Source organism: Micromonospora sp. NPDC006766 (assembly GCF_040636055.1).
Taxonomy (GTDB): Bacteria; Actinomycetota; Actinomycetes; order Mycobacteriales; family Micromonosporaceae; genus Micromonospora.
The window spans coordinates 63,463-88,405 of record NZ_JBEYIX010000004.1; the positions used below are offsets into that span (position 1 = coordinate 63,463).

At 70.2% G+C, this 24,943-nt stretch carries 24 protein-coding genes; 7 read left to right on the plus strand and 17 right to left on the minus strand.

Features of this window, described 5'->3' with window-relative positions; genetic code table 11:
* Window positions 1–4: 4 nt before the first annotated feature.
* The 4 genes from ABZ671_RS07500 to ABZ671_RS07515 all read right to left on the minus strand — a co-directional run bounded on the left by ABZ671_RS07500 (window position 5) and on the right by ABZ671_RS07515 (window position 4,534).
* A complete protein-coding gene (locus tag ABZ671_RS07500; protein ID WP_357852803.1) occupies window positions 5–892 on the minus strand; it encodes a carbohydrate ABC transporter permease in 888 nt (295 codons plus the stop codon).
* 11 nt (window positions 893–903) lie between these two features.
* Window positions 904–1,860 (minus strand): sugar ABC transporter permease, encoded by a 957-nt coding sequence (locus ABZ671_RS07505; RefSeq protein ID WP_357852805.1) that lies wholly within the window; start codon window positions 1,858–1,860, stop codon window positions 904–906.
* A gap of 78 nt (window positions 1,861–1,938) precedes the next feature.
* A complete protein-coding gene (locus ABZ671_RS07510; protein ID WP_357852808.1) occupies window positions 1,939–3,318 on the minus strand; it encodes an extracellular solute-binding protein in 1,380 nt (459 codons plus the stop codon).
* 214 nt (window positions 3,319–3,532) lie between these two features.
* A complete protein-coding gene (locus tag ABZ671_RS07515) occupies window positions 3,533–4,534 on the minus strand; it encodes a LacI family DNA-binding transcriptional regulator (protein WP_357852811.1) in 1,002 nt (333 codons plus the stop codon).
* Between the two features lie 141 nt (window positions 4,535–4,675).
* On the opposite strand from ABZ671_RS07515, the gene ABZ671_RS07520 reads away from it, so the two are divergent.
* Window positions 4,676–6,709, plus strand: coding sequence for a glycosyl hydrolase family 28-related protein (locus ABZ671_RS07520; RefSeq protein WP_357852815.1), 2,034 nt, complete (start codon window positions 4,676–4,678; stop codon window positions 6,707–6,709).
* 21 nt (window positions 6,710–6,730) lie between these two features.
* Here ABZ671_RS07520 and ABZ671_RS07525 read toward each other — a convergent pair whose 3' ends face one another.
* Both ABZ671_RS07525 and ABZ671_RS07530 read right to left on the minus strand, forming a co-directional pair.
* Entirely contained in the window at window positions 6,731–7,543 is an 813-nt protein-coding gene (locus tag ABZ671_RS07525; RefSeq protein ID WP_357852818.1) for a SigB/SigF/SigG family RNA polymerase sigma factor, read from the minus strand.
* 150 nt (window positions 7,544–7,693) lie between these two features.
* Window positions 7,694–8,326 carry a DedA family protein gene (locus ABZ671_RS07530; protein WP_357852821.1) on the minus strand — a complete coding sequence of 211 codons (633 nt, stop codon included), beginning with the start codon at window positions 8,324–8,326 and terminating at the stop codon, window positions 7,694–7,696.
* A 179-nt stretch (window positions 8,327–8,505) separates the two neighbouring features.
* Between ABZ671_RS07530 and ABZ671_RS07535 the strand changes: the two genes are divergently transcribed.
* Window positions 8,506–8,997 (plus strand): ATP-binding protein, encoded by a 492-nt coding sequence (locus ABZ671_RS07535; protein ID WP_357852824.1) that lies wholly within the window; start codon window positions 8,506–8,508, stop codon window positions 8,995–8,997.
* Between the two features lie 46 nt (window positions 8,998–9,043).
* On the opposite strand, the gene ABZ671_RS07540 is transcribed toward ABZ671_RS07535, so the two are convergent.
* On the minus strand, window positions 9,044–10,249 hold the full coding sequence (locus ABZ671_RS07540) for a cellulose-binding domain-containing protein (RefSeq protein ID WP_357852827.1): 1,206 nt from the start codon (window positions 10,247–10,249) through the stop codon (window positions 9,044–9,046).
* A gap of 277 nt (window positions 10,250–10,526) precedes the next feature.
* On the opposite strand from ABZ671_RS07540, the gene ABZ671_RS07545 reads away from it, so the two are divergent.
* Together ABZ671_RS07545 and ABZ671_RS07550 are read left to right on the plus strand one after the other, a co-directional pair.
* On the plus strand, window positions 10,527–11,570 hold the full coding sequence (locus tag ABZ671_RS07545; protein WP_357852830.1) for a zinc-binding dehydrogenase: 1,044 nt from the start codon (window positions 10,527–10,529) through the stop codon (window positions 11,568–11,570).
* 63 nt (window positions 11,571–11,633) lie between these two features.
* Entirely contained in the window at window positions 11,634–12,824 is a 1,191-nt protein-coding gene (locus ABZ671_RS07550; RefSeq protein WP_357852833.1) for a low temperature requirement protein A, read from the plus strand.
* Window positions 12,825–13,048: 224 nt separating this feature from the next.
* Here the strand turns inward: ABZ671_RS07550 and ABZ671_RS07555 are convergent, their stop codons facing one another.
* From ABZ671_RS07555 to ABZ671_RS07570, 4 genes are all read right to left on the minus strand, one after another.
* Window positions 13,049–14,248, minus strand: coding sequence for a hypothetical protein (locus ABZ671_RS07555; RefSeq protein ID WP_357852836.1), 1,200 nt, complete (start codon window positions 14,246–14,248; stop codon window positions 13,049–13,051).
* Window positions 14,249–14,390: 142 nt separating this feature from the next.
* On the minus strand, window positions 14,391–15,323 hold the full coding sequence (locus ABZ671_RS07560; protein WP_357852839.1) for an HNH endonuclease: 933 nt from the start codon (window positions 15,321–15,323) through the stop codon (window positions 14,391–14,393).
* A 238-nt stretch (window positions 15,324–15,561) separates the two neighbouring features.
* Window positions 15,562–16,416 carry a hypothetical protein gene (locus tag ABZ671_RS07565; protein ID WP_357852841.1) on the minus strand — a complete coding sequence of 285 codons (855 nt, stop codon included), beginning with the start codon at window positions 16,414–16,416 and terminating at the stop codon, window positions 15,562–15,564.
* A gap of 139 nt (window positions 16,417–16,555) precedes the next feature.
* Window positions 16,556–16,795 (minus strand): winged helix-turn-helix domain-containing protein, encoded by a 240-nt coding sequence (locus tag ABZ671_RS07570; protein WP_357852844.1) that lies wholly within the window; start codon window positions 16,793–16,795, stop codon window positions 16,556–16,558.
* A 286-nt stretch (window positions 16,796–17,081) separates the two neighbouring features.
* Between ABZ671_RS07570 and ABZ671_RS07575 the strand changes: the two genes are divergently transcribed.
* Window positions 17,082–17,360: a DivIVA domain-containing protein gene (locus ABZ671_RS07575; protein WP_357852847.1), complete on the plus strand. Its 279-nt coding sequence runs from the start codon at window positions 17,082–17,084 to the stop codon at window positions 17,358–17,360.
* Window positions 17,357–17,659: a hypothetical protein gene (locus ABZ671_RS07580; RefSeq protein WP_357852851.1), complete on the plus strand. Its 303-nt coding sequence runs from the start codon at window positions 17,357–17,359 to the stop codon at window positions 17,657–17,659. The genes ABZ671_RS07575 and ABZ671_RS07580 overlap by 4 nt, the downstream gene beginning before the upstream one ends.
* Here the strand turns inward: ABZ671_RS07580 and ABZ671_RS07585 are convergent.
* From ABZ671_RS07585 to ABZ671_RS07600, 4 genes are all read right to left on the minus strand, one after another.
* The gene (locus ABZ671_RS07585; protein WP_357852854.1) at window positions 17,652–18,491 is read right to left on the minus strand and encodes an alpha/beta hydrolase; all 840 of its coding nucleotides are present in this window, start codon (window positions 18,489–18,491) and stop codon (window positions 17,652–17,654) included. The two genes, ABZ671_RS07580 and ABZ671_RS07585, sit on opposite strands and share 8 nt — an antisense overlap.
* Window positions 18,492–18,500: 9 nt before the next feature.
* Window positions 18,501–18,965, minus strand: coding sequence for a MarR family transcriptional regulator (locus ABZ671_RS07590; RefSeq protein WP_357852856.1), 465 nt, complete (start codon window positions 18,963–18,965; stop codon window positions 18,501–18,503).
* 145 nt (window positions 18,966–19,110) lie between these two features.
* A complete protein-coding gene (locus ABZ671_RS07595) occupies window positions 19,111–20,082 on the minus strand; it encodes a DUF559 domain-containing protein (protein ID WP_357852858.1) in 972 nt (323 codons plus the stop codon).
* Window positions 20,083–20,308: 226 nt separating this feature from the next.
* Window positions 20,309–21,853, minus strand: a complete 1,545-nt coding sequence (locus ABZ671_RS07600) for a plasmid pRiA4b ORF-3 family protein (RefSeq protein WP_357852861.1) — start codon at window positions 21,851–21,853, stop codon at window positions 20,309–20,311.
* A gap of 276 nt (window positions 21,854–22,129) precedes the next feature.
* On the opposite strand from ABZ671_RS07600, the gene ABZ671_RS07605 reads away from it, so the two are divergent.
* Window positions 22,130–23,074 (plus strand): hypothetical protein, encoded by a 945-nt coding sequence (locus ABZ671_RS07605; protein ID WP_357852864.1) that lies wholly within the window; start codon window positions 22,130–22,132, stop codon window positions 23,072–23,074.
* Here ABZ671_RS07605 and ABZ671_RS07610 read toward each other — a convergent pair.
* A complete protein-coding gene (locus tag ABZ671_RS07610; protein WP_357852867.1) occupies window positions 23,056–23,766 on the minus strand; it encodes a VOC family protein in 711 nt (236 codons plus the stop codon). The two genes, ABZ671_RS07605 and ABZ671_RS07610, sit on opposite strands and share 19 nt — an antisense overlap.
* 115 nt (window positions 23,767–23,881) lie before the next feature.
* A complete protein-coding gene (locus ABZ671_RS07615) occupies window positions 23,882–24,883 on the minus strand; it encodes a PHB depolymerase family esterase (protein ID WP_357852870.1) in 1,002 nt (333 codons plus the stop codon).
* Between the last annotated feature and the right edge of the window lie 60 nt (window positions 24,884–24,943).

The following is a 24,943-nucleotide window of genomic DNA, read 5'->3' on the forward strand; positions in this document are numbered from 1 at the left end:
GGGGCTATCCCTTGAGGCCGCCCGTGGTCAGGCCGGACATGATGTTCCGCTGAAAGATCAGGAAGAGGATGACGGTCGGGATCGCCGCGATGACCGAGGCGGCGATCACCACGTTCATCGGGGTGCCGCCGGAGAAGGCGTAGATGCCGACGCTGACGGTCCGGGTCTCCGGCGACGGCATGACCAGCTTCGGCCAGAGGAAGTCCTTCCAGACCGCCGTCACGGCGAAGATCGAGACCACGCCGAGGATGGGGCGCGACATCGGCAGGATGATCGACCACAGGGTGCGCAGCGGCGTGGCCCCGTCCATGACGGCCGCGGACATCAGCTCCTCGGGGATCGAGTCGAAGAAGCGTTTCAGCAGGAAGATGTTGAACGCGTTCGCGACCAGGGGCAGCCAGATCGCGAACGGCGAATCGAGCAGGTTGAGGTGCAGGATCGGCAAGTCGATCACGGTCACGTACTGCGGGACGATGAGGACCATCGCCGGGATCATCAGCGTCGCCAGCATCATCCCGAGGATCACGTTGCCGAACACCGGTCGAAGCTTCGACAGGGCGTACGCCGCAGCGGTGTCGAGGACGAGTTGGAAGATCAGCGCCCCGGCCGCGTAGTAGAACGTGTTGAACAGCAGTTTGGCGAGGTCCAGGTTGGTCCACGCATCGACGTAGTTGCGCGGCTGCGGATCCTTCGGATACAGCGATGGCGGGGTCTGCGCGATCTCCTGGCCGGACTTGAGCGCGCCGGTGACCATCCAGTAGAGCGGCCCGAGGAAGATGAGCGTGAACACCAGCACGACGACGGCGAGCAGCGTCCAGTAGATGGTCCTGCCGCGTCCCCGCCGGAGCTGGGCGGGTGAGATCAGTGTCCGGTTGCCGGAGTCCTGCGCCATGTCTCGCCGTCCTAGTCCTGTCGCGAGGTCAGCCGCACGTAGACGGCGGAGAAGCCGGCCAGCGCCACGAGCATGATCACGCCGAGCGCCGCGGCACCGTTGAGGTCGTTCTGGAAGAACCCGTGCTGGTAGATGAGGTACGCCACCGAGGTCGCGGAGTCCTCCGCGCCCGCGCCGTTGGCGAGGATCAGTGGCTCGATGAACAGCTGCATCGTGGCCACGATCTGCAGCATCGCCATGAGCGCGAGGATCAACCGGGTCTGCGGGATCGTCACGTGCGCGATCCGCCGCCAGATCCCGGCGCCGTCGAGCTCGGCCGCCTCGTAGAGGTCGCCGGGGATGTTCTGCAGCGCCGCCAGGTAGATCAGCACCGCGCCGCCCATGTTCATCCAGGTCGACGCGATCACCATCGCCGGCATCGTCATTCCGGGCGACTGCATCCACTCCGACGTCGGTAGGTGCAGCGCCCTGAGGATCGCGTTGAACAGTCCCGCGTCGCTGGGGTCGTACGCGTAGAACTTGAACAGGAAGAGCGCCGACGCCGGGGGCAGCATCACCGGCAGGTAGACCAGGATCCGCAGGTACCCCTGGGCGTGGCGGAACTCGTTGAGCAGGATCGCCACGAGGAACGGCACCGCGTACCCGAGGACGAGCGCGAGAACCGTGAAGTAGAAGGTGTTCTTCCAGGCGGCCCAGAAGCTGGGCTCGTGAATGATGCGGGCGTAGTTGTCCCAGCCGACCCAGGTGGTCTCGCCGCGCCGGGTGCGCTGGAAGCTCATCACGACGCCGCGAATCATCGGGTACCAGGAGAAGACGACGAAGCAGAGCAGCGCGCCGAGCAGGAACGCGTGCCCGGTGAGGTTGTCCCGTAGCTTGCGGCCGAGGCTGGCGTGCCGAGACCCGGCCGGGTACGGCGGCGCGGGGCGACCCGGTTTTCCGGTGGTGCCCGGGGCGGTGGTGATCGCCAAGACAACTCCTGCGGAAGTCGGTGGCCGGACGGTGACGGCGCGGGGTGGCGGCCGGGGGCCGGCCCCCACCCCGTCGGGTCAGCCTTCGGCCGACAGGAGTTGGTTGACCTTGTCCTCGGCCGTCTTGAGCAGCGCGTCGATGTTGGCGTTCGGGTTGGTCAGCACCCCGGACATCGCGGCGTCGAGCACCGCGTAGATCGCCTGTGCGTTACGCGGCTCGCCCTTGATCGGGACCGGGTTCGCCTCGAATACCGCGAAGTTGGCGGTGTCGATGTTCGCGTTCGCCTTACGCAGCTCGAGTTCCTGCTTCTGCGCGTCGCTGCCGTTGGTGAAGAGTAGCGGCTGGGGAAGGCCCACCGGGTAGTTCTGTGGCTTGGCCCGGGCGTAGTCGAACTGGCCCTTGCCCGGCGTCAGCTTCTGGTACGCGATCCACTTCAGACCGGCTTTGACCTGATCCGGGGTCAGGCCCTTCTTGAAGAAGTAGCCCTCGCCGCCACCGAGCGTCCCCTTCGCCGGGCCGTCCTGGCCGGGCAGCGGGCCCATCGCCCAGTCCTGGAACTTGCCCTGGAACTGGCTGACGATCGCCTGGGTGGTGTCCGGCGCGCCGATGAACATGCCGACCTTGCCCGCGCCGGCGTTGGTGAGCAGGTCGCCCCACTGGAGCAGTTGGCGGGCGCCCATGCTGTTGTCGCCGTACCGCATGTCCTTGAGGTTCTGCAGGACCTGCTTGCCCATCGCGTTGTTGAAGTCCGCCTTCTTGCCGTCCGGGGTCAGCACCTGGCCGCCCTGTGAGTAGAGCAGGGAGGTGAAGTGCCAGCCGCCGGTGTTGCCGGCGCTGTACTCCGCGTAGCCGGCGATGCCGTTGCCGAGCGCGGAGATCTTCTTGGCGGCGTCCCGGACCTCGGCCCAGGTCTTGGGTGGGTTGTTCACGTCGAGCCCGGCCTGCTGGAACAGGACCTTGTTGTAGACCAGGCCCATCGAGTAGTTCTTCACCGGGACGGCGTAGAGCTTGCCGCCGTCGGTGAAAACCTCCTTGAGTGCCGGGTCGACGCTGTCCCAGGTGGGGACCGTGTCCTTGTTGGCGTACGAGGTGATGTCCATCGCCTGACCGGAGTCGAGCACCTGCTGGAGATCGGTCATGTATCCGTAGAACACGTCGGTGACGGTGCCGCCGGCGAGGCGGGCGGTGAAGTCCGGCGGGTTGTTGCACTGCTCACCGACGCTGACGCTCTTGATGGTGATGTCGTGGTTCTGCCGCTGGAACTCGGCCACGTCCTCGTTCCAGTTCTGCAACAGCTCTTTCTGGGCGCCGACCGGTTGACAGTCGACGGTGATGGTGACCTTGCCGCTGGCATCCTTCGTCGCGTCGTCGCTCTTCGTGGAGCAGGCCGTGAGGCTGAGCCCCAGGCCGGCCATGAGCGCTAACGCCACAGCCTTCCGGTACTGCGGTACGGACATCTGTCCATCCCTTCGGGAACGGGTGTCTCCATGACCAGGTGTGAGTGGAGTCACTGTAATCAGGCAAACCGATTACAGCAAGGTTTCGATATGTGAATGAAAGGATCCGACTGCTTGGCGGAAGATCGCGACTGTCGGGTGAGCTGCTGGTGAGCCGGCAACGACGAAAAGGCCGTCGACCGCGAACAGCGGTCGACGGCCGGAGCGAGCCGGGTCAGCGGTTGGGGGCCGGAGCGGTGGAACCCCGTACCACCAGCTCGGGCTCGAACAGCAACTCGTCGTGCAGCACGCCGGCCCCCTCGATCTGCGTGACCAGCAAGTCCACCGCGGCCTGCCCCATCGTCTCGATCGGCTGCCGCACCGTGGTCAACGGCGGGTCGGTGCAGGTCATGAACGCGGAGTCGTCGAAACCCACCACCGACACGTCGGTCGGCACCGCACGACCCAGCCGCCGGGCGGCCCGGATCGTGCCCAGGGCCAGCACATCGCTGGCGCAGATGATGCCGGTCACGCCGCGCTCGACCAACTTGGTCGCGGCGACGCGCGCCCCCTCCATGGAGAAGCTGGAGCGCTCGACGTGTTCCAGCTCGCCGGCCCAGCCCGCGGCCCGGACCATCGCCTCCAGCTTGCGCCGGGACGGCACGTGCCCGTCCGGGCCGAGCACCATGCCGATCCGGTCGTGCCCCAGCGAGCGCAGGTGCCCGTACGCCTGCTCGACGGCGACCGCGTCGTCGGTGGACACCCGGGGGAACCCGAGTGCGTCCACGCCGGCGTTGACCAGCACCACCGGCAGCCCCCGGTCGGTGAGCCGCCGGTAGTGCTCGTGCGAGGCGTCGGCGAGCGCGTAGGACCCGCCGGCGAAGATGACCCCGGAGACCTGGTGGTCGAGGAGCATCTCGACGTAGTCCGACTCGGACACCCCGCCGATGGTGCGGGCGCAGAGCGCGGGGGTGAAGCCGCGTTGCGCCAGGGAGCCGGTCACCACCTCGGCGAGCGCCGGGAAGATCGGGTTCTGCAGCTCCGGCAGGACCAGTCCGACCAGCCGGGCCCGCTCGCCGCGCAGCTTGGTGGGGCGCTCGTAGCCGAGCACGTCGAGCGCGGTCAGCACGGCGGTCCGGGTCGCCTCGGACACGCCGCCGCGGCCGTTGAGCACCCGGCTCACGGTCGCCTCGCTGACGCCCGCCTTGCGGGCCACCTCCGTCAACCGTTTCGTCACGGCCGCCATCGTACTGGTCAGAAGTGCCTGAAAGATTTGAGCAAAGAGCCGCTTGAATATCGACAGCGGTCAGGAATAACATGAGCACGCCGCGCCGACGCCACGATCCCCTCCCCCGTCTCCCAGAGAGTGGGTAAGCCGATGCACCGGAGCGTGTCCGCAGCCATGGCGGGCCGGCGCCCGCGCCGCCCCCTCGCCCAGCTCGTCGTAGCCGCCACGACCGTCGCCCTCGCCGTGCCCGGCGCAAGCGCCACCGCGGCGGGCCGAACCGCCCCGGCCCCGGTGGTCACCCGCGCCGGCCTCGATCCGGCGCTGGTCACCGGCCGGGGCGCGGCCGTCGACTTCGTCGAGCTGGAGGCGGAGCACGCCCGGACGACCGGCGCCGTGATCGGGCCGGACCGGGCCGCCTACACCCTGGCCGGGGAGGCCTCCGGACGTCGCGCGGTCCGGCTCGCCCCCGGCCAGTACGTCGAGTTCACCCTGCCCCGGGCGACCAACGCGATCACCGTCCGCTACAGCATCCCCGACTCGCCGCGCGGCGGCGGCAGCACCGCGCCCCTGCACGTCACGGTCGGCCCCGGCCCCACCCGGACCATGACCCTGACCTCCCAGTACGCCTGGCTCTACAACCAGTACCCGTTCTCCAACGATCCTGACGCCGGGCTGCTGCACCCCGACTGGTGGATCACCGAGTGCTCCTGCGTGCCGGCCGACACCACCCCGTCGCCGACCATCACCAAACCCTTCCGCCCGCATCACTTCTATGACGAGCAGCGCCTGCTGTTGGGCCACACCTACCGGGCCGGCGAGACGGTCCGGCTGACCGCCCCGGCTCGCGGCGGCGCCGCGTGGACCGTCGTCGATCTGCTCGACGCGCACCTCGTCGCCCCGCCTCGGGTGGTGCCGGGCGCGGTGAACGTGCTCGCCTTCGGCGCCGACCCGACCGGACGGCGGGAGTCGGCCGACGCCTTCGACCGGGCCGTGGCGTACGCCCGCCGGGCACACCGCACGCTCTACCTGCCGCCCGGGACGTACCAGGTGAACCGGCACCTCGTCGTCGACGACGTGACCATCGCAGGGGCCGGCAGCTGGTACACCGTCGTCCGGGGGCGCGAGGTCGCCCTGCGTACCCCGACCCCCGACGGCTCGGTGCACACCGGCGTCGGCTTCTACGGCCGGGACGCGGCGGACGGCGGCAGCAGCAACGTGCACCTGGCCGACTTCGCGATCGAGGGCGACGTGCGGGAACGCGTCGACACCGACCAGGTCAACGCCATCGGCGGGGCGTTGAACCACTCCACCATCGACGGCCTGTACCTGCACCACACCAAAGTCGGGATGTGGTTCGACGGGCCGATGACCGACGTGCGGATCACCAACACCGTCATCGCCGACCAGATCGCCGACGGGGTCAACTTCCACACCGGCGTCACCCGCTCCTCCGTCTCGCACACCTTCGTCCGCAACACCGGCGACGACGGCTTGGCCATGTGGTCGGAGCAGAGCGCGAACGCGCACAACACCTTCGACCACAACACCGTGCAGTCACCGGTGCTGGCCAACGGCATCGCCCTGTACGGCGGCACCGACAACACGATCTCCAACAACCTGGTCGCCGACCCGGTCCGCGAGGGCAGTGCCATCCAGGTCGGCTCCCGGTTCGGCGCCGAGCCGTTCACCGGTCACCTGTGGATCACCGACAACACCACCGTCCGCGCCGGCGGCTACGAGCTGAACTGGAACATCGGCCTCGGGGCGATCTGGTTCTACGCCCTGGACGGCAGCATCGACGCCGACACCCAGGTGGTCGGCGACGCCTTCCTCGACAACACGTACAACGCGATCATGCTGGTCAGCGACTGGCCGGTCAAAGACCTGCACGCGATCAGCAACGTGCACTTCCGCGACATCCGGATCGACGGGACCGGCACCTCGGTGGTGAGCGCCCGCGCGTCCGGCTCCGCGTCCTTCGCCAACGTGGACGCCCGCAACGTGGGGGCGGTCGGGGTCAACAACTGCGGCTCGTTCCACTTCACCCCGGCCGGCTCGGAGTTCACCGTGACCGATCTCGGCGGCAACGACGGCGGGTGGCTCGTCCCCTGGCTGTTGCCCAACACCATCACCTGCGACGACCGGCCGCCGGTCGTGCCGCCGCCGGCGCCGGCGCGGTGGTGAGCGGTGCCCACCTGCGGCGGATCACACCTCGGCGAGCTGTCCGCGCAGTGTGGTGAGCGCGCGGGCGAGCAGCCGGGAGACATGCATCTGGGACACGCCGACCCGGGCGGCGATCTCACTTTGCGTCAGGTTGCCGTAGAAGCGCAGGGTGAGAATTTTCTGCTCCCGCTCGTCGAGCGTGGCCAGCGCCGGGCCGAGCGAGGCCCGCAGCTCCGCCAGCTCGTACTCGTTGTCCTCCGTGCCGAGGGTGTCGCCCAGCTCGGTGGCGCTGTCGCCGTCGCCGATCGGGGTGGACAGCGAGACGGCGTTGTAGGCGCGGGCGCCTTCCAGACCTTCGAGGACCTCTTCCTCGGTGAGGTCGAGGTGGGCCGCGATGTCGGCGACCGTGGGCGCCCGGTTGAGCGCCTGGGTGAGGCTGCCGTTCGCCTCAGAGATGCGCAGCCGCAACTCCTGAAGGCGCCGGGGAACCCGGATGCTCCAGGTGCGGTCGCGGAAGTGCCGCTTGATCTCGCCGAGAATGGTCGGGATGGCGAAGCCGGCGAAGTCGACGCCGCGGGAGGCATCGAACCGGTCCACCGCCTTGATCAGGCCGAGCGCCGCCGTCTGGGCCAGGTCGCCGGCCGGTTCGCCGCGGCCGCCGTAGCGCGCGGCGAGGTGGTTGGCCAGCGGCAGCCAGGCCTCGATGACCTGGTTTCGCAGGGCCGGCCGGTCCGGGTGCCCGTCGGGCAGCGCGGACAGTGCGGCGATCAGCTCGCTGGCCCGGGTCTCTTCGGCGGTCACCGCCGAGCGGTGCACCTCGGTGGTCGTCGTCGGCGCGATGGTCGTCGTGGTCATGTTGCCCTTCCTCTCCTGAGGGAGAACGGCGCCCTTCCAGGATCCATTCGTGCCAGACACCATAGACCAAACGCCACTGCCAGCTCAACCGAAAGGACGATGGACAAGGCGGACTCTAGCGCATGTTCGGCACCCCCGGCCGCGTTTCCCCTATTCGCGAGGGGCAGCCTGCTTCTCGCGGCGGGCGCCCCGGCGGGCCCGGATCACCCGAATCAGCACCAGCAGCACCACGAGGGCCAGCAGTGCCTCGCTGATCCAGCTGAGCCGCCGTTCCAGCAGCCGGTACGACGCCCCGAACAGGTATCCCGCCACCGCCACCGCCACCGCCCAGACCGCGCCGCCGGTCACGTTCGCGATCGTGAAGGCGCCGTGCGTCATGCCGCTCATCCCTGCCAGGCCGGGCACCAGTGTGCGCAGCGCCGCCACCCAACGGCCCAGCACCACCGCGAGGACGCCCCGGCGGCGGATCAGATCCAATCCCCGGCGTACGTCGGCCGAGCGGACGAGCCGGCGGGGCACCCGGTCGAGCAACCGAGGGCCATACCGGCGGCCGATCAGATAGCCGACCTGGTCGCCGAGCGCCGCCCCGGCGATCGCGGCCACCACCACGGCCCACAGCGGCAGCCGCCCCTGGTTGGCGACCACGCCGCCGACCAGCACCGCGATCTCCCCGGGCACGACCAGCCCGACGAAGGTCGACGCCTCCAACGCCGGAAGCAGGAAGACCAGGGCCAGGACCAGGGCCGGTGGCAGCACCGCCAGCACATTCAACACCCGGTCCATCCGCCGATTGTCACCCGCGGCCGGGCCGAATCCCCCCGAGGCAGCCCAGCTTCCGACAACCCGGCACGCGCCGATCAAGCTGGAGCACCCTCAGTCTCGGTTCACCCGAGCGGGACGAACCCTCGGATCGAGGAATGAACAACGGTCTCACCGGGGACAATGGGGCGAGGATGGGGGCGGTGACAGCGCCAGCGATCGGCCAGGCCCGCCGGACGTGCGCGGGACGGGGGCCGAACGTGGAGAACGGCACAGCCACCACCGCACCGCCCATCGGCGGCGCCGCGAGCATCTTCACCACCGCCGTGCCGGCCGACCCGGGCCAGCTCGCGCCCACCCGGGAGCGCCTGCGCGGCTGGCTGCACGCTTCCGGCGTGGCCGAGCGGGACGTCGAGGCGGTGCTCATCGCCACCGGGGAGGCGTGCGCGAACGCCATCGAACATGGCTACCGATTCGCCGTCGGCGAGAGCTTCACCCTCCGCGCCGAGCTGCGGAACGACCGGCTGGAGATCGAGGTACGCGACCACGGCGGCTGGCGGGCGAGCGCGAACGGGCTCGACGCGGACCGGGGCCGAGGGCGGCTGATCATGGCGCGGCTGATGGACGAGGCGACCGTCGTCGGCACCCCGGAGGGGACGACGGTACGGCTGGTCAAGCGCTTGTCGCGCGGCTGACGGTCACGGGCCGGGCGCCCGACGCGGGACACCCGGCCCGGGATGGTCAGCAGCCGATCCGGGCAACGCCGAGCGCCACGTCATCGAACCAGAGGGTGTCGGCCGCCCCGCCGTAGCTCTCCCAGCCGAGCTTGAGGTCGGTGAGCCGGGGCCGCCAGGTGCGGTTGTACCACTGCCCGTCGATATCGTGGGTCGGTACGCCGTCGGCGGTAAGACCGGCGACCGCGACGCCGTCCAGCCAAGTGCGCAACTGGCCGGCGTTCCCGTCCACCATGAACTCCACGCAGGACCAGCGACCGGTGGGCAGCGGCACGCTCAGCGCCACCCCGGCCGGGCTCTGCTCCGGCAGCGTGGCGTCGTCGGAGGCCCGGTTCCACTGGAGGGCCCGGTTCTGGCCGCCCATCCGAAGGTCCCGGTTGCCGTCCGCGGCATCGTTCATCGCGAGCAGCGTCACGTGGTCGACGGGGAGCGCGGTGGTGTGCCGGACCCAGAGCCGGCCGTAGCGAACCTGTCCGAGCGTGCTGAGGTCCCGGTTGGCCCGGATGAAGACGTGGTTGCAGTAGCCACCCGCGCCGTTGATTCGGATCGACCGGGAGCCGCTGTGCGCCGTGGTGGTGTCCACGGCGGCGACGCCGGCCCCGGCGCAGTCCGGCTGGACCACCGTCCAGTCACCGGTCGGGGTTGATCCGGTCTGGTTCTCGAAACCGTCGCAGAGCACCGCGCCGCCGCAGCCGGCCGGCGGCGTACCGGTCGGGGGCGCCGTCGACGGCGGAGCGGTGGTGGTCGGCGGGGCGGTGGTGGTCGGCGGGGCGGTGGTCGGGGGCGGCGTGGCGCCGTTGCACGGTACGCCGTTCAGGGCGAAGCCGGTCGGGGGCGGCGCGGCCGGGCCGACAGTGCCCTGCACGCCGAACTCGGTGGCGCCGCCCGCCGGCACGTTTCCGTTCCAGTCCGCGTTGCGGGCGGTGACGGTCTTGCCGGACTGACTGACCACGGCGTTCCAGCCGCTGGTGATCCGCTGATCACCGGGGTACGTCCAGGTGACCGTCCAGCCGTTCAGCGACGTGTCGCCCGGGGCGACGCGGACGGTGGCGGTGAAGCCGCCGGGCCACTCGTTCGGCTGGTAGTCGATCCGGCAGCCCTGAGCGGCAGTGGCCGGGCCGGCGGCCAGCGGGGTGACGACGGCGGCGGCGGCGGCGACCAGAGTGACCGCAGCTGCGACGAACGGGGTGAGACGGGCGCGGGAGATCCTCATCGGGGTCCTCTCGACGAACCGCCGGTCGGTGACCGACGGCACGAACGTGCGGGGACCTCGCGTGCCGACGCGCGCGACGGCGCGTACGGAATGCCCGGCTCGGGCTCGACGTGCAGCCGCCATAAGGGCGACACCCAACGGTCAATCTAGTCACTGTCGTCGATATGCCGCAAGGGGTGGGTCAGCCACGCCAGTCCTGCGGCGGCGATTCGCGAACCCGTCGAGGCGACGCTCGCCGAGTGGAAGACTGTGGGCAGGCGCCGAGGAAGGGATCCGCATGCCTGTCGACCGCTATCTCGCCGTCGCCGGTCCACGCGCGCTCCGCGAGGGCGAGGTCGCCGTGACCAAGCCGGGGCCGGGCCACGTGGTGGTCGACATCGCCTATACGGGGATCTGCGGCACCGACATCCACGGCTACACCGACGGGCACATGCTGCCGCCGGCGGTCTTCGGACACGAGTGGACCGGCTCGATCTCGGCACTGGGCGACGGCGTCGAAGGGCTGCAGGTCGGCCAGCGGGTAGTCGGTGGCGTGGGGCCGGCCTGCGGCCGCTGCCCCCAGTGCGTCGCCGGGCACACCCGCAACTGCGACACCGTGTTCGCCGAGGCCAACGGGGTCGACGCCGACGCGCCGGCCTACGGCGCCTTCGCCACGCGGGTGCAGGTCTCGGCACGGCGGGTGATCCCGGTCCCCGAGGGCCTTTCCGAGGTGGAGGCGGCGCTGGTGGAGCCAACCGCAGTCACCTTCCACGCGGTGCGGCGGGTGGCGGCCGAGTACGGCGCGATCACCGTGGTCCAGGGCGCCGGCCCGATCGGGCTGCTCACCGCCCAGAACGCGCGTAACGCCGGAGCCGGCCCGATGATCATCTCCGAGCCCTCGCCGGCCCGCCGCGCCCTGGCCACCAAGCTGGGGTTCCCCCACGTGGTCGAGCCTGCCGAACTCCGTACCGTGCTGGACGAGCTCACGCGCGGCCTGGGTGCCGACGTGGTCTACGAGTGCACCGGCGTTCCATCGCTGTTGCAGCCGTCGGCGGAGCTGGTGCGCCGGGGCGGGACGCTCGCATTGCTCGGCTATCCGCTGGAAAACTCGAGCGTCAGCTACGGCGACTGGCAGAGCCGCGAACTGACGGTGATCGGGTCCCTCGCCTACCACCACGAGGACTTCGTTGGCGCCATGCACGGGATCGCCGCAGGCCGGATCGACGTGGTGCCACTACACACCGGCACCTTCGGCCTGTCATCGCTGCAGGACATCCTCGAGGAACTCGATTCAGGCCGCAGCAAGCACACCAAGGTGCTGATCGACCCGAAGCAGCCGTAGCACGAGTGGTGGCTGATGCCGGAAAGAATATCGCTAGAAAATGGGCAAGGCGGGTGATCCAGCGTGGCCAGCTCGGGTGGCTCGGCCACGACGGTGGGTAGCCGGCAGCATGTGGGCTTCGTCGAGCTGTTCTTCGACGTGGCGTTCGTCTTCGCGTTCACCCGGTTCTCCGAACGCCTGGTCGAGGACTTCACCCTGCTGAACTCCTGGACGACGCTGGTGCTGATGCTGGCCATGTGGTGGCTCTGGTACCGAATGGTGTGGACGACCAACAGGTACGACCCGGACCGACCAGCCATTCAGCTCATGGTCATCCTGACCATGCTCGGCAGCCTGCTGATGTCGGCCGCGGTGCCCGCGGCGGCGCTCACCGAGAGCGGTGCGGTCTTCGCCGGGGTCTACGTCGCCGTCCAGGCGCTCCGCCAGCTCTGGCTCCTGCTGCTCGGCGGCAAGAACGGTTACCCGCCACTCGTCAACATCCGCATCCTCTTCTGGACAGCCATGTCGGCGGTGCCGTGGATTGCCGGGACCTTCGCCCGAGACGGCCCGCGGCTGGCCCTGTGGACCGGGGCGATCATCATCGACTACGGCGGAGGGCTGCTCGACTTCCCGACACCACGGCTCGGCCGCGCGGGGCTCCGGGGTCAGCCGATCTCGGAGGAGCATCTGACCGAGCGCTGCCGCCAACTGCTCATCATCGCGCTCGGCGAGGCGGTGCTGGCTTCTGGCGTCCAGTTCAGCCCGTACGGCTTCCAGCGGGACCGGACGGCGGCATTGCTGGTGTCGTTCTTCATCACGGTGCTGCTCTGGCAGCTCTACTACTACCGGGCGGGGGCACTGCTGCGCGCCGCCATCGGCTCGGCGTCGGCTCCCGCCCGCGTTGGCGAACTCGCGGCGTACGCGCACCTGGTCATGGTGATCGGCGTCAGCCTCAGCGCCGTGGGCGACACGCTGATCATCGCGCACCCCACCGGGCACTCCACGTGGGCCTCGGTCACGGTCATCTTCGGTGGTCCCGTGCTCTTTCTGATCGGGCGGAGCATGCTCGACTACGTGGCCTTCAGCCGCGTCTCCTGGTCCCGGCCAATCGGGGTTCTCCTGCTCGCCGCGCTGGCCCCGGCGGCGCTCCGGCTGCCACCGATCGTGGTCGCCATGATCGTCGCGGTGGTGCTGGCCGCGATCGCCCTGTCCAACGTCTTCGCGTGGCGGTTGGTCCCGCGGGCGCTCGCCCCGCCGCACACCCCGGCCCGTTGACCGAGCTGGCCGGGCGGCCGAGGTTCAGGTCAGTTAGACGAGCCGTACGGCCTCGGCGAGCACCGCCTCAGCTGGCGGTGTCACCCCAGACTGCCGCGAGCGGCGCGGTAGAAGCCGTCACGCCCCTCGTCGGCGCGGCGTATCAACTCAGGTAGCCCGGGACCCGTCTGCCTCCGTCGCCAGCGCGCGCTCGTGCACAACGTCGTCCCGCGGCGACGGAGCGCTCACTCGGCGAACCGGCTGAAGAGCTTGCCCGTCACCGATTTGGCCCGGCCGAAGGTCTCGTTGCCGAGGCGCACGGCGGCGCCAACGCCGTCTGCTCCTGTCTCGAGCGCCTTGTCCCTCACCTCCATGGCCGCGTCCGCCCATCGTCTCGCCTCCGATGACTGGCTCGCGCGCTCGATCCCGAGCCGCCCGTGGAAGTCGACGATGGCGGTCGAGACATGGTTGCTCGACTGCACCACAGCCGGGGAGTCCATCGGATGCAGCAGCACCTTGCTGTTGGCCGTGCCCGCAGCCGCAGCCATGCGATCCATCAGGTGCTCGGTGCACCGCGAGATGAGTTCCAGCCGGTTCTTCCTGGCAGCCTTCAGCCCGAGGCGATGCCCGTCCAACTCCCCTGGAGACGCGTCCAGCACCCGGTCGAGCTCAAGGACGGCGATCGCGTCCTGCAGTTGAAAGCAGCGAGCCAGGACAACGAGCCACTCCTGAACCTTGGACTCCGCTTCCTTGGCCGCCTTGGCGAGATCACCGATCGCGGTCTTGTGCTCCAACTTCTCCGCGAGCGCGTCGAGCTGACGCAACGCGTACGCCTGGGTTCGGGCGATCGTCATCGACGTGCCCTGCACCTTCGACCACGTGACCTCGGAGACCCGGCCCACCTGCTCCCGGATGGTCATGGCCTCCTCGATGACGAATCCCACCCCGATCATGTCCGCCAGCACAGCGTCTTCCTGGGCGCGGAGAACATCGTCGACCTTCTCGTCGATCGTGGCGAGATAGTCGGTGATCTCTTTCATGGTCTGTTGCATCGCAAGCTGCGCCATGATCCCCGCAGCACCAGCCAGAAGCGCCGGGTTGGTCAGAGGCGATCCCTTGACGAACTGGAGATTCTTGACGAATTGGCCGTTCTCTGCCCTCAGCGTGGCATGGGCGTTGCCGGAGACCGAGTTCGTGACCATCGGGAACTTTTCCGCGATCTTCGCGGACTCCTCGGTCAATTTCATCCAGCGACCCGAGTTGGCGGCGATCTCGGAACCTGCCTGTGCGGCTGCGGCCCCGGCACTGAGGGCAGGTCCGAGCCGATGCAGTCCGAGGTCCTTCGACGACAGCCCTTCAGAAACGAGGAAGCGTTCGACCGCCGCCGGGTCACCGATGACGGCCAGGCCATCGTCGTCACTGATCAGGTGAATCTCGTAATCCATCGTCGACTCCTGACGCGGGGAAAGGGTAAACAGCGAAGCTCTGCGCTGTGAGGTGCAGACGGTCGTCGGCCCAGCCGTCCTCCTGCTCGCGGGTAACGGACATGTCGAGTGGGCCCTTCAATGCTGGCAGTGGCTGCACCAGTCATGCAGCTTTGAAGACGGTGTCAAGGTGCCACTCGAGGAACTCGACGTTGGGCCGATCGACTCGCCGATCCGGCAACGCGATGACTGTGCCGGCCTTCGCGTAGAACTGGTCACCGTTGCCGAATTCGCTGCGCAGACGAGGGCTGACCATCAACCGGTACTTGGGATCCACGCCCAGGTAGCCCCGGTCGAAGAGGATGTGCACGTCAGACTTGAGCAGCAGGCCGTTGTCGATGCGGTGCTCCCCGCCTTTGGGAAGCGGCCGGATGTGAGCCGCCTGCAGCACCGGCTGGACCTTGTTGCCCGTGATGGCGCACCGCCGCCCGTAGGCACCCAGCACCACTGCCTTGAATGACTGCTGGCCCAAGCGCTGCGGCACGAGCCGCGGATCACCGTACACCGAACCGGGCCGATGCCAGGGCTCGCCGAGGTCCAACTCGACGGCCACTCCTAGGAGGCGGTGCAGCAAAAGGTCGAAGTACCCGGCTGCCGCCGGATCGGCGAGATCGTACGTCTTGCCCTGCACCACGTTGGACGCGAAGCCCGGAGGTGGGTCGGCAGTCGAGTCTTCCGGGAAGAAGACGCTGTCGCGGACGAAGATGCAGCCGATGATCGGATCTTCCTCGGGTTCGATCGGCTGCTTGCGGTAACGGCCGACGCTGCGGCGCATCTCATCGAGGCTGGCGACACCATTGGCCTCGCCGAACAACTCCCACGCCTCGGAAATTCTCAACTGGGTGAAACCGCTGAAGAAGCCACCGCCGACGATCCGGTTGAGCGGGTAGTGCGCCTTGAAGAAGAAGGGCTCACCAGGAGTGAGCGCGCGGAAGCTTCCACCGGAGGGCCGCCAGAAGTTGACCTCGGTCAGGCCGGGACGCGCGGCCAGAAACCGGTACCACTTCTCGTCCGTAACGCCGACGAAGGTCTTCACGTCCATCAGCGTGCAGCACAGTCGATCTTCCTGCTACCCCTGAACGGTCAAGGCTCCCTCATCCAGGTCTTGGCATCGGTGGCGAAGATTCCTTGCCCTGCTGACGCCCGGAGAGCTTCCAGCCGGGCATAGGCCATCTGCACCGTCCGGATGCGCCAGTAGTCCGGCTCTTCTCGCATGGCACTCCTCGCGTGGCACGGTGCGGTCGGCCCGCGAACAGGCCGACCACCCGGTCTGGTCAGCGGCCGGCGGAGAGGCTCCCGCAGTCGGTCTCGTCGGGCAGCAACGGCCGGAGGGTGACCGTCCAGCGCTTCCCGCCGGAGGTCCACGGGGTTGCCGCGTTGGCCTTGGTGGCGGCGTCGATCACCTGCTGTACGGCCGCACCGGTGACCGTCACGCAGCCCAGTTCGAGGCCGTCACCGAGGCTGGCGCCGGGCAGCGCGGGGCCGGGCCAGGGCACCTCGGCCTGCTTCTGATCTGCCTCGTTGGCGGCCCACGGCTGGGCGACGGCCGCAATGGCGGTCGGCTGGTACGGCTGCGTCGTGGTGCCCGTCAGGTTGGTCAGTTTCTCGGCGAAGGCGCGCAGCTTGTCGCGGGCGGCCCGCTGCTCGGCGGTCAGGCCGGAGTCGGGGCCGGTCGCCTCGTTGAGGGCGTAGACCTCCAACTCTTCGATGCCGACCGGGCCGCGAATGGTGAACCGGGTCGTGGCGAGGTCGGTGATCGACGGGGTGCCCAGATCGACGGCGGTGCCCACCCCGGCGGCGCGGGCCTGCTCGACCAGCTTCGCCACCTCGGCGGCGCCGATCTTCCCGACCTGGATGTTGGGCAGGGCCGGGCCGGGATAGATCAAGAGGACCGGCCCCTCGCTGATCACCCGGCCGTCGCCGTAGACGCTGACGCCGGGGAGTCGGGTGGCCGTCACGACGGGCGACACGTAGCCACCCGTGTAGCCGATCCGGACCACCGGCACGTCGGCGGGGTAGAAGGCTGCGCCAGCACTGTCCGCGGCGCTGGGTCCGACCTGCTGGGCGCAGGCAGCGGTGAGCAGGAGCAGCGGAACGACCGCTACCCACCTACCTCGAAATTTGGTCATGCCACTTCGACGCAGCCGGGAACCGGACGGCTCCCACCAATTTTCACCACCGCAAGTGCCCGGCACCGGCACCGCCCGCCCGCCCGCAGGCGAGCCCGCTACGGCGACGAAAAGTCACGCCAGGACGCTCAGGGCAGGCTCAGGGCTCCCGCATCCAGGTCTTCGGGTCGGTGACGAAGACGCCCTTGCCCTGCTGACGCCGGATGACCCGCAGGGCTTCGAGGCGGACGTATGCCAACTGCACGGTCCCATAGCTGACGCCATAGTCCTCGCGGGTCTGCGCGACCGACGGCAGCCGGTCGCCTGGCTTGAGCTTCCCCGACCTGACGTCGGCGATCACATCGTCGGCGATGCGGAGATATTCGGCTGATTCGGGCATGTCACTCCTCGCGTGGCACCCGAATTCGATCACAGCTCGAATACCTAAACAATGTTCTTTGACTTCCCTGTGTTCCCTAGTTAAGTTGGGTCCAGGTCGTCCTCGCGTGGCAACGAGTTCGGCTCATCCCCCTGGTCGGGGCGGGTGCGCGTGCCCGTCCCGACCCATCGGACTGCTCCGCTGTCGTACCGCTGAATTCAGGCTGCGGCGGCGGGGCCGTCCGCCTGCCGGCCGCGGCCGGCGTGCGGACGGCCCGCCCTTCCGCCTGCCCCGGAAAGGATCCGTCGTGGCCCAGGTGTATCGATCCGGCCAGCTCTACGGCACCGGCCTCCCGAACCGGTTGACCCCGCACGAGGTACGGACCCGCACGTTCGACCCGCGCCGCCGAGGCGTCGACCCCGATCAGGTACGCGAATTCCAAGCCCAGCTCGCCGACGAGCTGACCGACCTGCACCGGCAGATTCGCCTGCTCACCGAGGAGAACGACCGGCTCAAGCGGGCCCTGCGCGACTGGCAGACCATGCACGCCCGCGAGTGCCGCCCACCGAACGAGGGCCACTGGTGACTGCGCGGCCGGAACCCGGCAACCTGCTGAGGGTCGACGGCGACGCCTCCGTGCAGTTCGCCGGCGACCGCGCCCTCACCTTCCGCGTCGTCTCCGTCTGCGACCGCCCGACCTACCACGGCTGGATCTGGCTCACCGGCTACGTGATCAACCAGCGCGGCACCGCCACCGCCAAACGCGAAATCTACGTCCAACTCGCCGGCCTGCGCCCGGCAACCGCCGCCGGCCCGCCGGCACCGAACGCCAACCGGTCGAGCCGTGTCTCGTCCGACGGTCGACGGCCTGCCCAGCTCAGCTGAGCAGGAACGCGGTAACCGCCTCAGCCACTTCGACTGGGCCCTTGTGGTGCGGCCCGACGTGGTCCAGCTTGGGGAACGTGTGGACCCGCGCGGAAGGTAGTACGTCGGTGAGCCGGTCGAAGGCCGGGGCCACGTGCGGCAGGTTGCTCTTGCCACCCGCCATCAGCAGGACGTCCGCGGACACCTCGCGATAATTGGCGTAGCTGTCGTCGAGCCGGCCGATCTCCTCGTGCTCGTGCAGGTTCGCCTCGAGCAGTTGGACTACCTTCGCTCGCTGTTCGCCGCGGAACGCCAGGCGCAGGATCGCGGACATGAGCCACCTGGGGTTACGGCGCGCCGCTGCCGGACCGGTGCCGATGGCGAACGTGGCGAACGCGTCGATCGGGCGGCCCTGCGCGAGATACCGGCGGTATTGCGGGATCCAGTCCATCGGGATCAGACCCTGGACGCTGACACCGGGCTCGTACACTGCCAGCTTGGCGATGCCCTGGTCACGCCGGGCCGCCTCCAGCGCCACCAGCCCACCGTAGCTGTGGCCGAAGACGTATCGGGCGCCGGTGGCGGCGCGTACCGCGGCGAGGTCGTCACACTCGGTCAGGATGCCGTAGTCGGGGCCCTGCGGGCCGCTGCCGCCGCGCCCGCGCCGGTTGACGGTGTGCACGGTGAAGTGGGGCGCGAGCGCGGCGGCCAGCGCGGCGTAGTCGTCGGCGTCGTTGAGCGCGCCGGGCACGAGCAGGATCCCCGGGCCGGTTCCGCTGGTGTGGTAGCTGATGGTGGTGCCGTCGGCGGAGCGGACGGTCCGCGCGTCGAGCGCGGCAGGCACGGCGGTCATGGTGGACTCCTAACGGTAGTCGTGGGTGTCGCGGCGGGCGGGCCGGGTGCCGCCGCCGTCGAGGGCGGCGTTCAACCGCCGGGTGTGGGCGAAGTAGGTGTCGAACGGCACGCCGCTGGACTCGACCAGCTCGGTGAGCCGCTGAATCAGCTGCGAACCGGCACGGTCGACCAGCGCCCGGCCGGCGTCGGTGAGGGCGATCTGTCGCCGGTTGCCGCCGGCGGGATCGGGCACCACGGTGAGCAGCCCGGTCTCGGCCAGGGCAGCGACCATCCGGCTCACCGACGGCTCGGTCACCGCCAGGCTGTCGGCCAGCGCCCGCTGGGTGGACACACCCAACTCGCCGACCATGACCAGGACCATGAACCGCCGGTACGACAGGCCGTGCTCGCTGCGCAGGATCCGATCGCCGGCACGCTCCAGGCGGGACACCAGCGTGTGCAGCTCCAGGCCGAGGTTCTTGGTGTGGTTCATGGATACACCTTAGCAAACTAAGTTAGGAACGCAAGTTACTGTTGGGGCATTTTCCGATCCGGTCCGCTTGCCGGCCGGACCGTCGACATCAAGACCTACGGCGACGCGTTCACCGGCATCGACATCAGCCCGGGGTGAGTCGTGCTCAGGCCAGCCTTCGGGGAACGACAGTGCGGGCACGGCGAGTGGCCAGGATGGCGAGGGTTTCTTGGCGTACGTCCTCGACCTCGTGCACCAGCCGACGGCGGGCGAAGTGGACGACCAGGATGCCGCGGGCGGCCAGCTGTGCGTCACGACGCAGGTCGATCTCGCGTTGGCGGGGGTCGCCGTGGGTAATGGCGCCGTCGAGTTCGATGTTGACGCGTTCCGGCTCGGCATAAAGGTCGAGATAGACCGTACGCGAGCCGAGCCGGATCGGCGCCTGCCGTTGAAACACCGGCATCCCCGGACCGGTGAAGACGTGCTCGTGTCCCCAGATCTCCAGCGGGCTGCGGCAGCCCTCGGCCAGCCTCGTGAGCAGCGTCCGGAACGCCGCCCGATCGTCCAGCTTCGGCGCGCTCCCCAGGGCCGCCGCCAGCCGCTCCGGCGTGGTCAGCCGGCCGTTGACCGCCCCGATGACCGGCACCCGCCGCTCATCGGGCGGCAGCGTGGGCCAGGAGTCGACGAGAGTCTGCTCGAGGCGGGTCACCGCCATGCCCTGCCGAACCACGACGTGCGGCGGCTCAAGCATGAAGCCCTGCTGTCGGTGCACGACCACCCCGGGCCGGCTGCGGATGCCCACGCCGGCCGGTACGTTCAGGTGCAGCAGGTCGCCAACCTCCTGCCGGTGCAGCCCCCAGACTGCGAGGGCGCTGAGATGACTGAGCGCACCGCGGCCGTCGGCCCAGGCAAGAGCCGCGCGGCGCCCCTGTGCGGGGTCGAGTTGGCTGAGGGCAGGGCCGGTTCCCCGTCGGCTGTCCAACAGGTACGCCGCCGCGAACACCTCGGGCAGCACCCGCACCAGCTCCCCACTGCGGCACGCCCATCGCAAGGTCGACTCGGGAACCACCTGCACGGCTGCCGCCCGGATCACCAGCCCGCCACTTCTCGTCACCAGCTCCGTCAGCACAGGATTCACGCCTGCGACCGTGTCGCCCTGGCCGGCGGGCCGGCAACCACGAATGCCCCACCTGTGGACACCCACCCCCGCTGTGAACAACCCCCACGGCCCGCCGCCGCTCTGCTATGGCGAGCCGTGATCGTTGACGCCTTAGCTGCGCAGCCGTCGGCGTGTCGCACCACCCAGCCGCCAAAGATCAGGCGGAGCGTGGGGCGGGGCCAGACCGGACGTCGCTCAGCGGGAACTAGCGCCGCTGAAGGGTTTCGGTCACCGCCTTGGCGTCGAAGCGGGCCGGGTCGAAATCAGCCGGGCTGTCCAGGCCCAGCCAGTCCAGCCGGTCACCGTGCTCCGGGTGGGTCGGGTCGGCGAGGACCTCCACCAGCTCCGCGTACCCCCTGACGCCGCCGCAGTCCTCCGGCGGCGCGGCCCGCCGCCCGCCGACACAGCGCGGGTACGCCACCGACGCGTCCCGGTCGAGGACCTTCTCCACGACGATGTCGTGTTCCCAGTCGTCGCCGAAGTCGTACGTGTAACGCAGCTTGTCCCCAGCGGCGGGGGCGACCTGTTCGAGGGTGACCCGCGACTCGGCCCGGTGGCCCAGCTCCGCGTTGGGGCGGCCGAAGCTGCCGTACGCGGTCTCGAAGACGTGCAGGTGGCTGTCGTCCCAGTCGAAGGCCGACTGGATCAGCTCGTGCAGCCGGGCCAGGCTGACGTCGGCCGGCACCTCGAGCCGCCGCCAGATCGGCGGGCGGGCACCGCGCAAGCCCACCTTGATCTGGTAGATGGGTGCCGGGCCGGCGGACTTCTTGCGCTTCGGGGGCAGGCTGGCGGGGCGACGCTGGGCCGGCACGGCGTCGCCCCGCCCGGCCGGGCGCATCAGGTCGCGCAGCGAGAAGATCGACGCGACGTCCAGTTCGCCGCCCTGCAGTTGGCCTCGCTGCCGTTGCCGAGGCGCGGGCAGCGTCCGGAGCCGGCTGCGCAGCAGCAGGGCCAGTGCGGGGTAACCGGGGCCCTCCTCATCGACGGGTTCGTCGCGCGACTCGGGGTCGAAGCGGTCGTGCTCGGCGCGGGCGTCCAGCGCGCCCTCCACGGCTTGGCGGAAGTCCGCCGGCGCCAGCGTCTCCGCGGTCACCTCGACGCCACCGGCGCGCAGGTCGGACAGGAGCGCCTCGCGCGCGTCCGGCCAGTCGTCCGCGTCGAGCCACAGGATCTCACCGGCGCCGCCGCAGTCGCAGTCGTCCAGGGCAACGCCGATGACGTGCGACCGGCCGGCCCGCTGAAACCGGCCGACCAGTAGGAACGGGTACCCCTCCGGGTCGGCGAAGCGGATGCACTCCTGCACGGTGACCGGAGCGTCCAGCTCGGCGAGCCAGGGTGGCGCGCCGACACCGGCGTCGGCGAGTCGGCGAGCCGCCGCGGTCGCGTTATGGCGGGTCTCGCCGTCGCAGATCGAGGCGAGGGCGGCCAGCATGGCTCGCGCCTCCGGGCTGGCCTGCGCCTCGAACGTCGGCACGAACAGTTCCCGCAGCGCCACGTCGAAGTCGTCGCCGAGGTTGGCCCCGATCGCCACCAGCGTCGCGGCGACGAGCTCCAGCTCGACCGAATCCGCCATGGCGTCGATGTCGAGCGCCGTCGGGATCAGCTCGGCGATGTCCGGCACCGGCTGCTCTCCGGCGCAGTACGGGCAGTCGCACTCCTCCTCGGGGGCGCCGACCACGACGAGCGGCGCGCCGCTCCGGACCGTGCGTTTTTTGATGTTGCGACGCCGATTACGACTCACTGGACTCACACCGCACAGTCTGCCGCATCCCATCGGTCCGGCGGCGACCCGGCACACCGACGGTGCTCCGGCGGTCGGCCAGGAAGCGGACGACCAACCCGACGCGCCGCAAGCCATCGGGCTGAGCGCGGCTGCGGGCGGGCGGGGGTCCGTCTTGTTAGCGTGGGTTGAGGTTCGTCACCATCGACAGGTATCGGCTGGTTCGCGCCGACAGCGCGACACCCCTCGACCAGCCATCAGCGAGCCGGGCGCTGGCACCGGCTGACGGTGCTGAGGGGGGTTCAGATGACCGACGCGCCGGGCGGGCAGGTGCCCTCGCCGAGCCGGTGGCCACGGTGGACCGACCGGGGGCGGAAGCTGGCCCGCGCCGCCGGCCCCCGTGTGCAGGGCGCCCTGCGTATGTTGTGGGCCGGCCTGCTGCCGCTGCTGCAGAAGCTGTGGGCGGCGGCGGACGGAGACGTCCTGTCTCCCGCGCCCGACGTGGGGCTCCGGCTCGAACACCGGGAGATGTACGGCCCGATCCGCGTACCCGCGAAGGGACATGTTTTCTCCTTCACCGTCCGTCCCGTCCTCACCTGGTCGGCGACCGGCCTGCGGCAGGAGGCACTGGCCTGGCGCGCGGGCCAGTTCCGGCCCGCGGTGATCCAGCGGTTGCGGCGCCTCGCCGGGGACCGGGCGCGCGAGGTCGCCCCGCACCGGGCGGGTGATCTGGCGGTGGCGCTGCAGGCGGCGCTGGACGCGGAGCCCCCGTGGACTTACGGACCCGCCGGCCTGGAGGTCGAGTGCCGGCCGGAGGTGTGGTCGGTGCAGCACGACGATCGGGTACGGGAGGCGCTGCAGCCACACTGGGACCGCCTGATCGAGTTGGAGTGCGAGTACGAGCTGTACCTGTCCCGGGCCCGGTACGCGGAGGAGCTGAACCGGCGGTGGGTGGCGCTCCTGAACGAGCTGGTCGACGATCCCGCCGGCGGTGAGGAGGCAGCGGCGATCACCGAGGAGCTGACCCGGGCGCGGCGGCACATGGCCACGGAGCAGCGGGCCGCCGCCGAGTGGAGTGCGGAACTCCTGCGGGACCGGCGGCGCTTCGACCGGATCTTCGAGCCGTTCAGCGCCATCCCCATCGTTCCGCAGCAGGCGGCCGGCCCCGCCGGAGACTCGTCGGAGCGCGCGCCGAGGGCGAGGTCAGCCGAAGGGGCCGGGCCGGAGTCGGGTCAGGACGATCGGGGCTGACGCCGCCCGGCGCCGGTCCGGGTCGCCGGGGTCGCCCGCCGATTACGCAGGAAGGTGCCCAGCCCGAGCCGGTCCTCGGTGGCCAGGAACGCGCCGCGCGCCATGAGCAGGGTCTCGTCGGCGTGTGCCAGGCAGCCCCACACCGTGTCGCCCCACGAGTCGGCGAGTTTCACCTCGGCCGGCTCGGAACACGTCTCGCCGCGCGGGCCGCCGATCTGGCAGCGGGCCGGCGCGCCGCCGCGCCGGCTGACCTGCTTGGCGGCCTCCTGGATCAGCGAGAACCGGGCCGCCTGGCCGTCCTGCGGGCCGCGGGCCTGCTCGGGTACGGCCCGGCGCTGCCCGAAGACGACCACGTTGCCGTCGGGGTCGGTGGTGCGGCACTCGCCGCCGGGGGCGTGCTCGGGATGTCCGGTCCGCTCGACGGCGTACCCGGCGGCGGTCAGGCGGCCGATCGTGGCGGTGAGGTCGTCCACGTAGAGGTAGAGGAGCAGGGGCAGCTCGACGGTGATCAGGCGCGGGGTCACCGCGGCCAGCAGCAGGGCCAGTTCCCCGCACCGCAGGTATGACCAGCGGGATTCTCCGTCGCCGCCGTTGCGCAGCTCGGAGTAGCCGAAGACCTCGTAGAACCGTTTCGCGGCGTCGGCGTCCGCGACGTACAGCACCGGCACCTGCGCCTGCACTCCGTTTTGCACCGCACCACTGTACCCGTTACGAAGTTCAAATCACGTCTTGGGGATCAGGTTTTGCGGTGCGTGCGAATGGCCGCCCCGCTCGCGGCCGGGCGGCGGCCCGGCCGCGAGGCGACCGTCAGCGGCGCGGGTGGGCGAGGAAGAAGTCCCAGCTCAGGCCGCTGGCGTCCGGGCCGGACGGGTCGCCGTAGAGGCTGCACGAGCAGCCGCCCGGGTAGGCGTGCCCGGCCCCGTCGATCAGGTACTTCTCGATCAGCACGGTGCCGTCCGGGCCGCGATGGATCGAGCGGGTGTAGGTGCGACCGCCAGGGACCTGGCCGCGTTGGACAAGGCTGGGGGTGGCGGAGACGTCGTCGTTGTCCCGCCCGTCGATGGCCAGGTCGTCGGTCTGCGCCCACTGCCCGACGATCCGGTCGGCGGTGACCGGGGGCACCACCAGGTCGGCGGTGCCCTGGAAGATCAGCACAGGCACCGGTCGGGCGCGGCTGCCCATCTCCCGGTACGCGTCGAGGCCGGCCTGATCGGGCGTACGGAACCGGAGCAGGTCGCACTCGTACTCGCAGCCGGCGACGATGGCCGCGGCGGCGTACAGGTCGGGGTAGGTGACCGCCATGATGGTGGACAGCACCGCGCCGGCGGAGACGCCGGTGACGTACACCCGGGCAGCATCCACGGTGTAGCGGGAGCGCATCAGGTTGGTGATGCCGGCGATGATCGATGGCTCGCCCAGGCCGCGGTGCTGGTTGACGGTCAGCGGCCAGTTCCAGCACTTGGCCGGGTTGGCGAGGGCGGTCTGGTCGGGGAAGACGACCAGGAAGCCGCGTCGTTCGGCGAGCGCGCTCAGCCCGGTGAGCAGGTCGAAGCCGACGTCGTTCTCGGTGCAGCCGTGCAGCGCGACCAGCAGCGGCATCGGCGTGCCGGACCGGTAGGTCGAGGGCACGTAGCCGTGGTAGTCGCGGGCGCCGGCGAGGCTGGTGTAGACGCCGGCGAAGTAGCTGCCGGTCGCGGCGTGGGCGGGGGCGGCGGGGGCCGCCACCAGGGCGAGCAGGACGGCGAGGACGGTGGCGGCGACGCGGCGGGCCCGGGTGGGGCGGCGCCGCGCGGGAACCGGATCGGGCATGACCGTGCTCCTCTGCTGGGCGGGGGTGGCTACCGATCGTTCGGTTGGAAAAGTGATGGT

What these genes read in the sequence shown, in the direction of transcription:
- ABZ671_RS07500 (WP_357852803.1), bottom strand. Translation starts at nt 892, where the DNA reads ATGGCGCAGGACTCCGGCAACCGGACACTGATCTCACCCGCCCAGCTC.
- ABZ671_RS07510 (WP_357852808.1), bottom strand. Translation starts at nt 3,318, where the DNA reads ATGTCCGTACCGCAGTACCGGAAGGCTGTGGCGTTAGCGCTCATGGCC.
- ABZ671_RS07520 (WP_357852815.1), top strand. Translation starts at nt 4,676, where the DNA reads ATGCACCGGAGCGTGTCCGCAGCCATGGCGGGCCGGCGCCCGCGCCGC.
- ABZ671_RS07525 (WP_357852818.1), bottom strand. Translation starts at nt 7,543, where the DNA reads ATGACCACGACGACCATCGCGCCGACGACGACCACCGAGGTGCACCGC.
- ABZ671_RS07530 (WP_357852821.1), bottom strand. Translation starts at nt 8,326, where the DNA reads ATGGACCGGGTGTTGAATGTGCTGGCGGTGCTGCCACCGGCCCTGGTC.
- ABZ671_RS07540 (WP_357852827.1), bottom strand. Translation starts at nt 10,249, where the DNA reads ATGAGGATCTCCCGCGCCCGTCTCACCCCGTTCGTCGCAGCTGCGGTC.
- ABZ671_RS07545 (WP_357852830.1), top strand. Translation starts at nt 10,527, where the DNA reads ATGCCTGTCGACCGCTATCTCGCCGTCGCCGGTCCACGCGCGCTCCGC.
- ABZ671_RS07555 (WP_357852836.1), bottom strand. Translation starts at nt 14,248, where the DNA reads ATGGATTACGAGATTCACCTGATCAGTGACGACGATGGCCTGGCCGTC.
- ABZ671_RS07565 (WP_357852841.1), bottom strand. Translation starts at nt 16,416, where the DNA reads ATGACCAAATTTCGAGGTAGGTGGGTAGCGGTCGTTCCGCTGCTCCTG.
- ABZ671_RS07570 (WP_357852844.1), bottom strand. Translation starts at nt 16,795, where the DNA reads ATGCCCGAATCAGCCGAATATCTCCGCATCGCCGACGATGTGATCGCC.
- ABZ671_RS07585 (WP_357852854.1), bottom strand. Translation starts at nt 18,491, where the DNA reads ATGACCGCCGTGCCTGCCGCGCTCGACGCGCGGACCGTCCGCTCCGCC.
- ABZ671_RS07590 (WP_357852856.1), bottom strand. Translation starts at nt 18,965, where the DNA reads ATGAACCACACCAAGAACCTCGGCCTGGAGCTGCACACGCTGGTGTCC.
- ABZ671_RS07605 (WP_357852864.1), top strand. Translation starts at nt 22,130, where the DNA reads ATGACCGACGCGCCGGGCGGGCAGGTGCCCTCGCCGAGCCGGTGGCCA.
- ABZ671_RS07615 (WP_357852870.1), bottom strand. Translation starts at nt 24,883, where the DNA reads ATGCCCGATCCGGTTCCCGCGCGGCGCCGCCCCACCCGGGCCCGCCGC.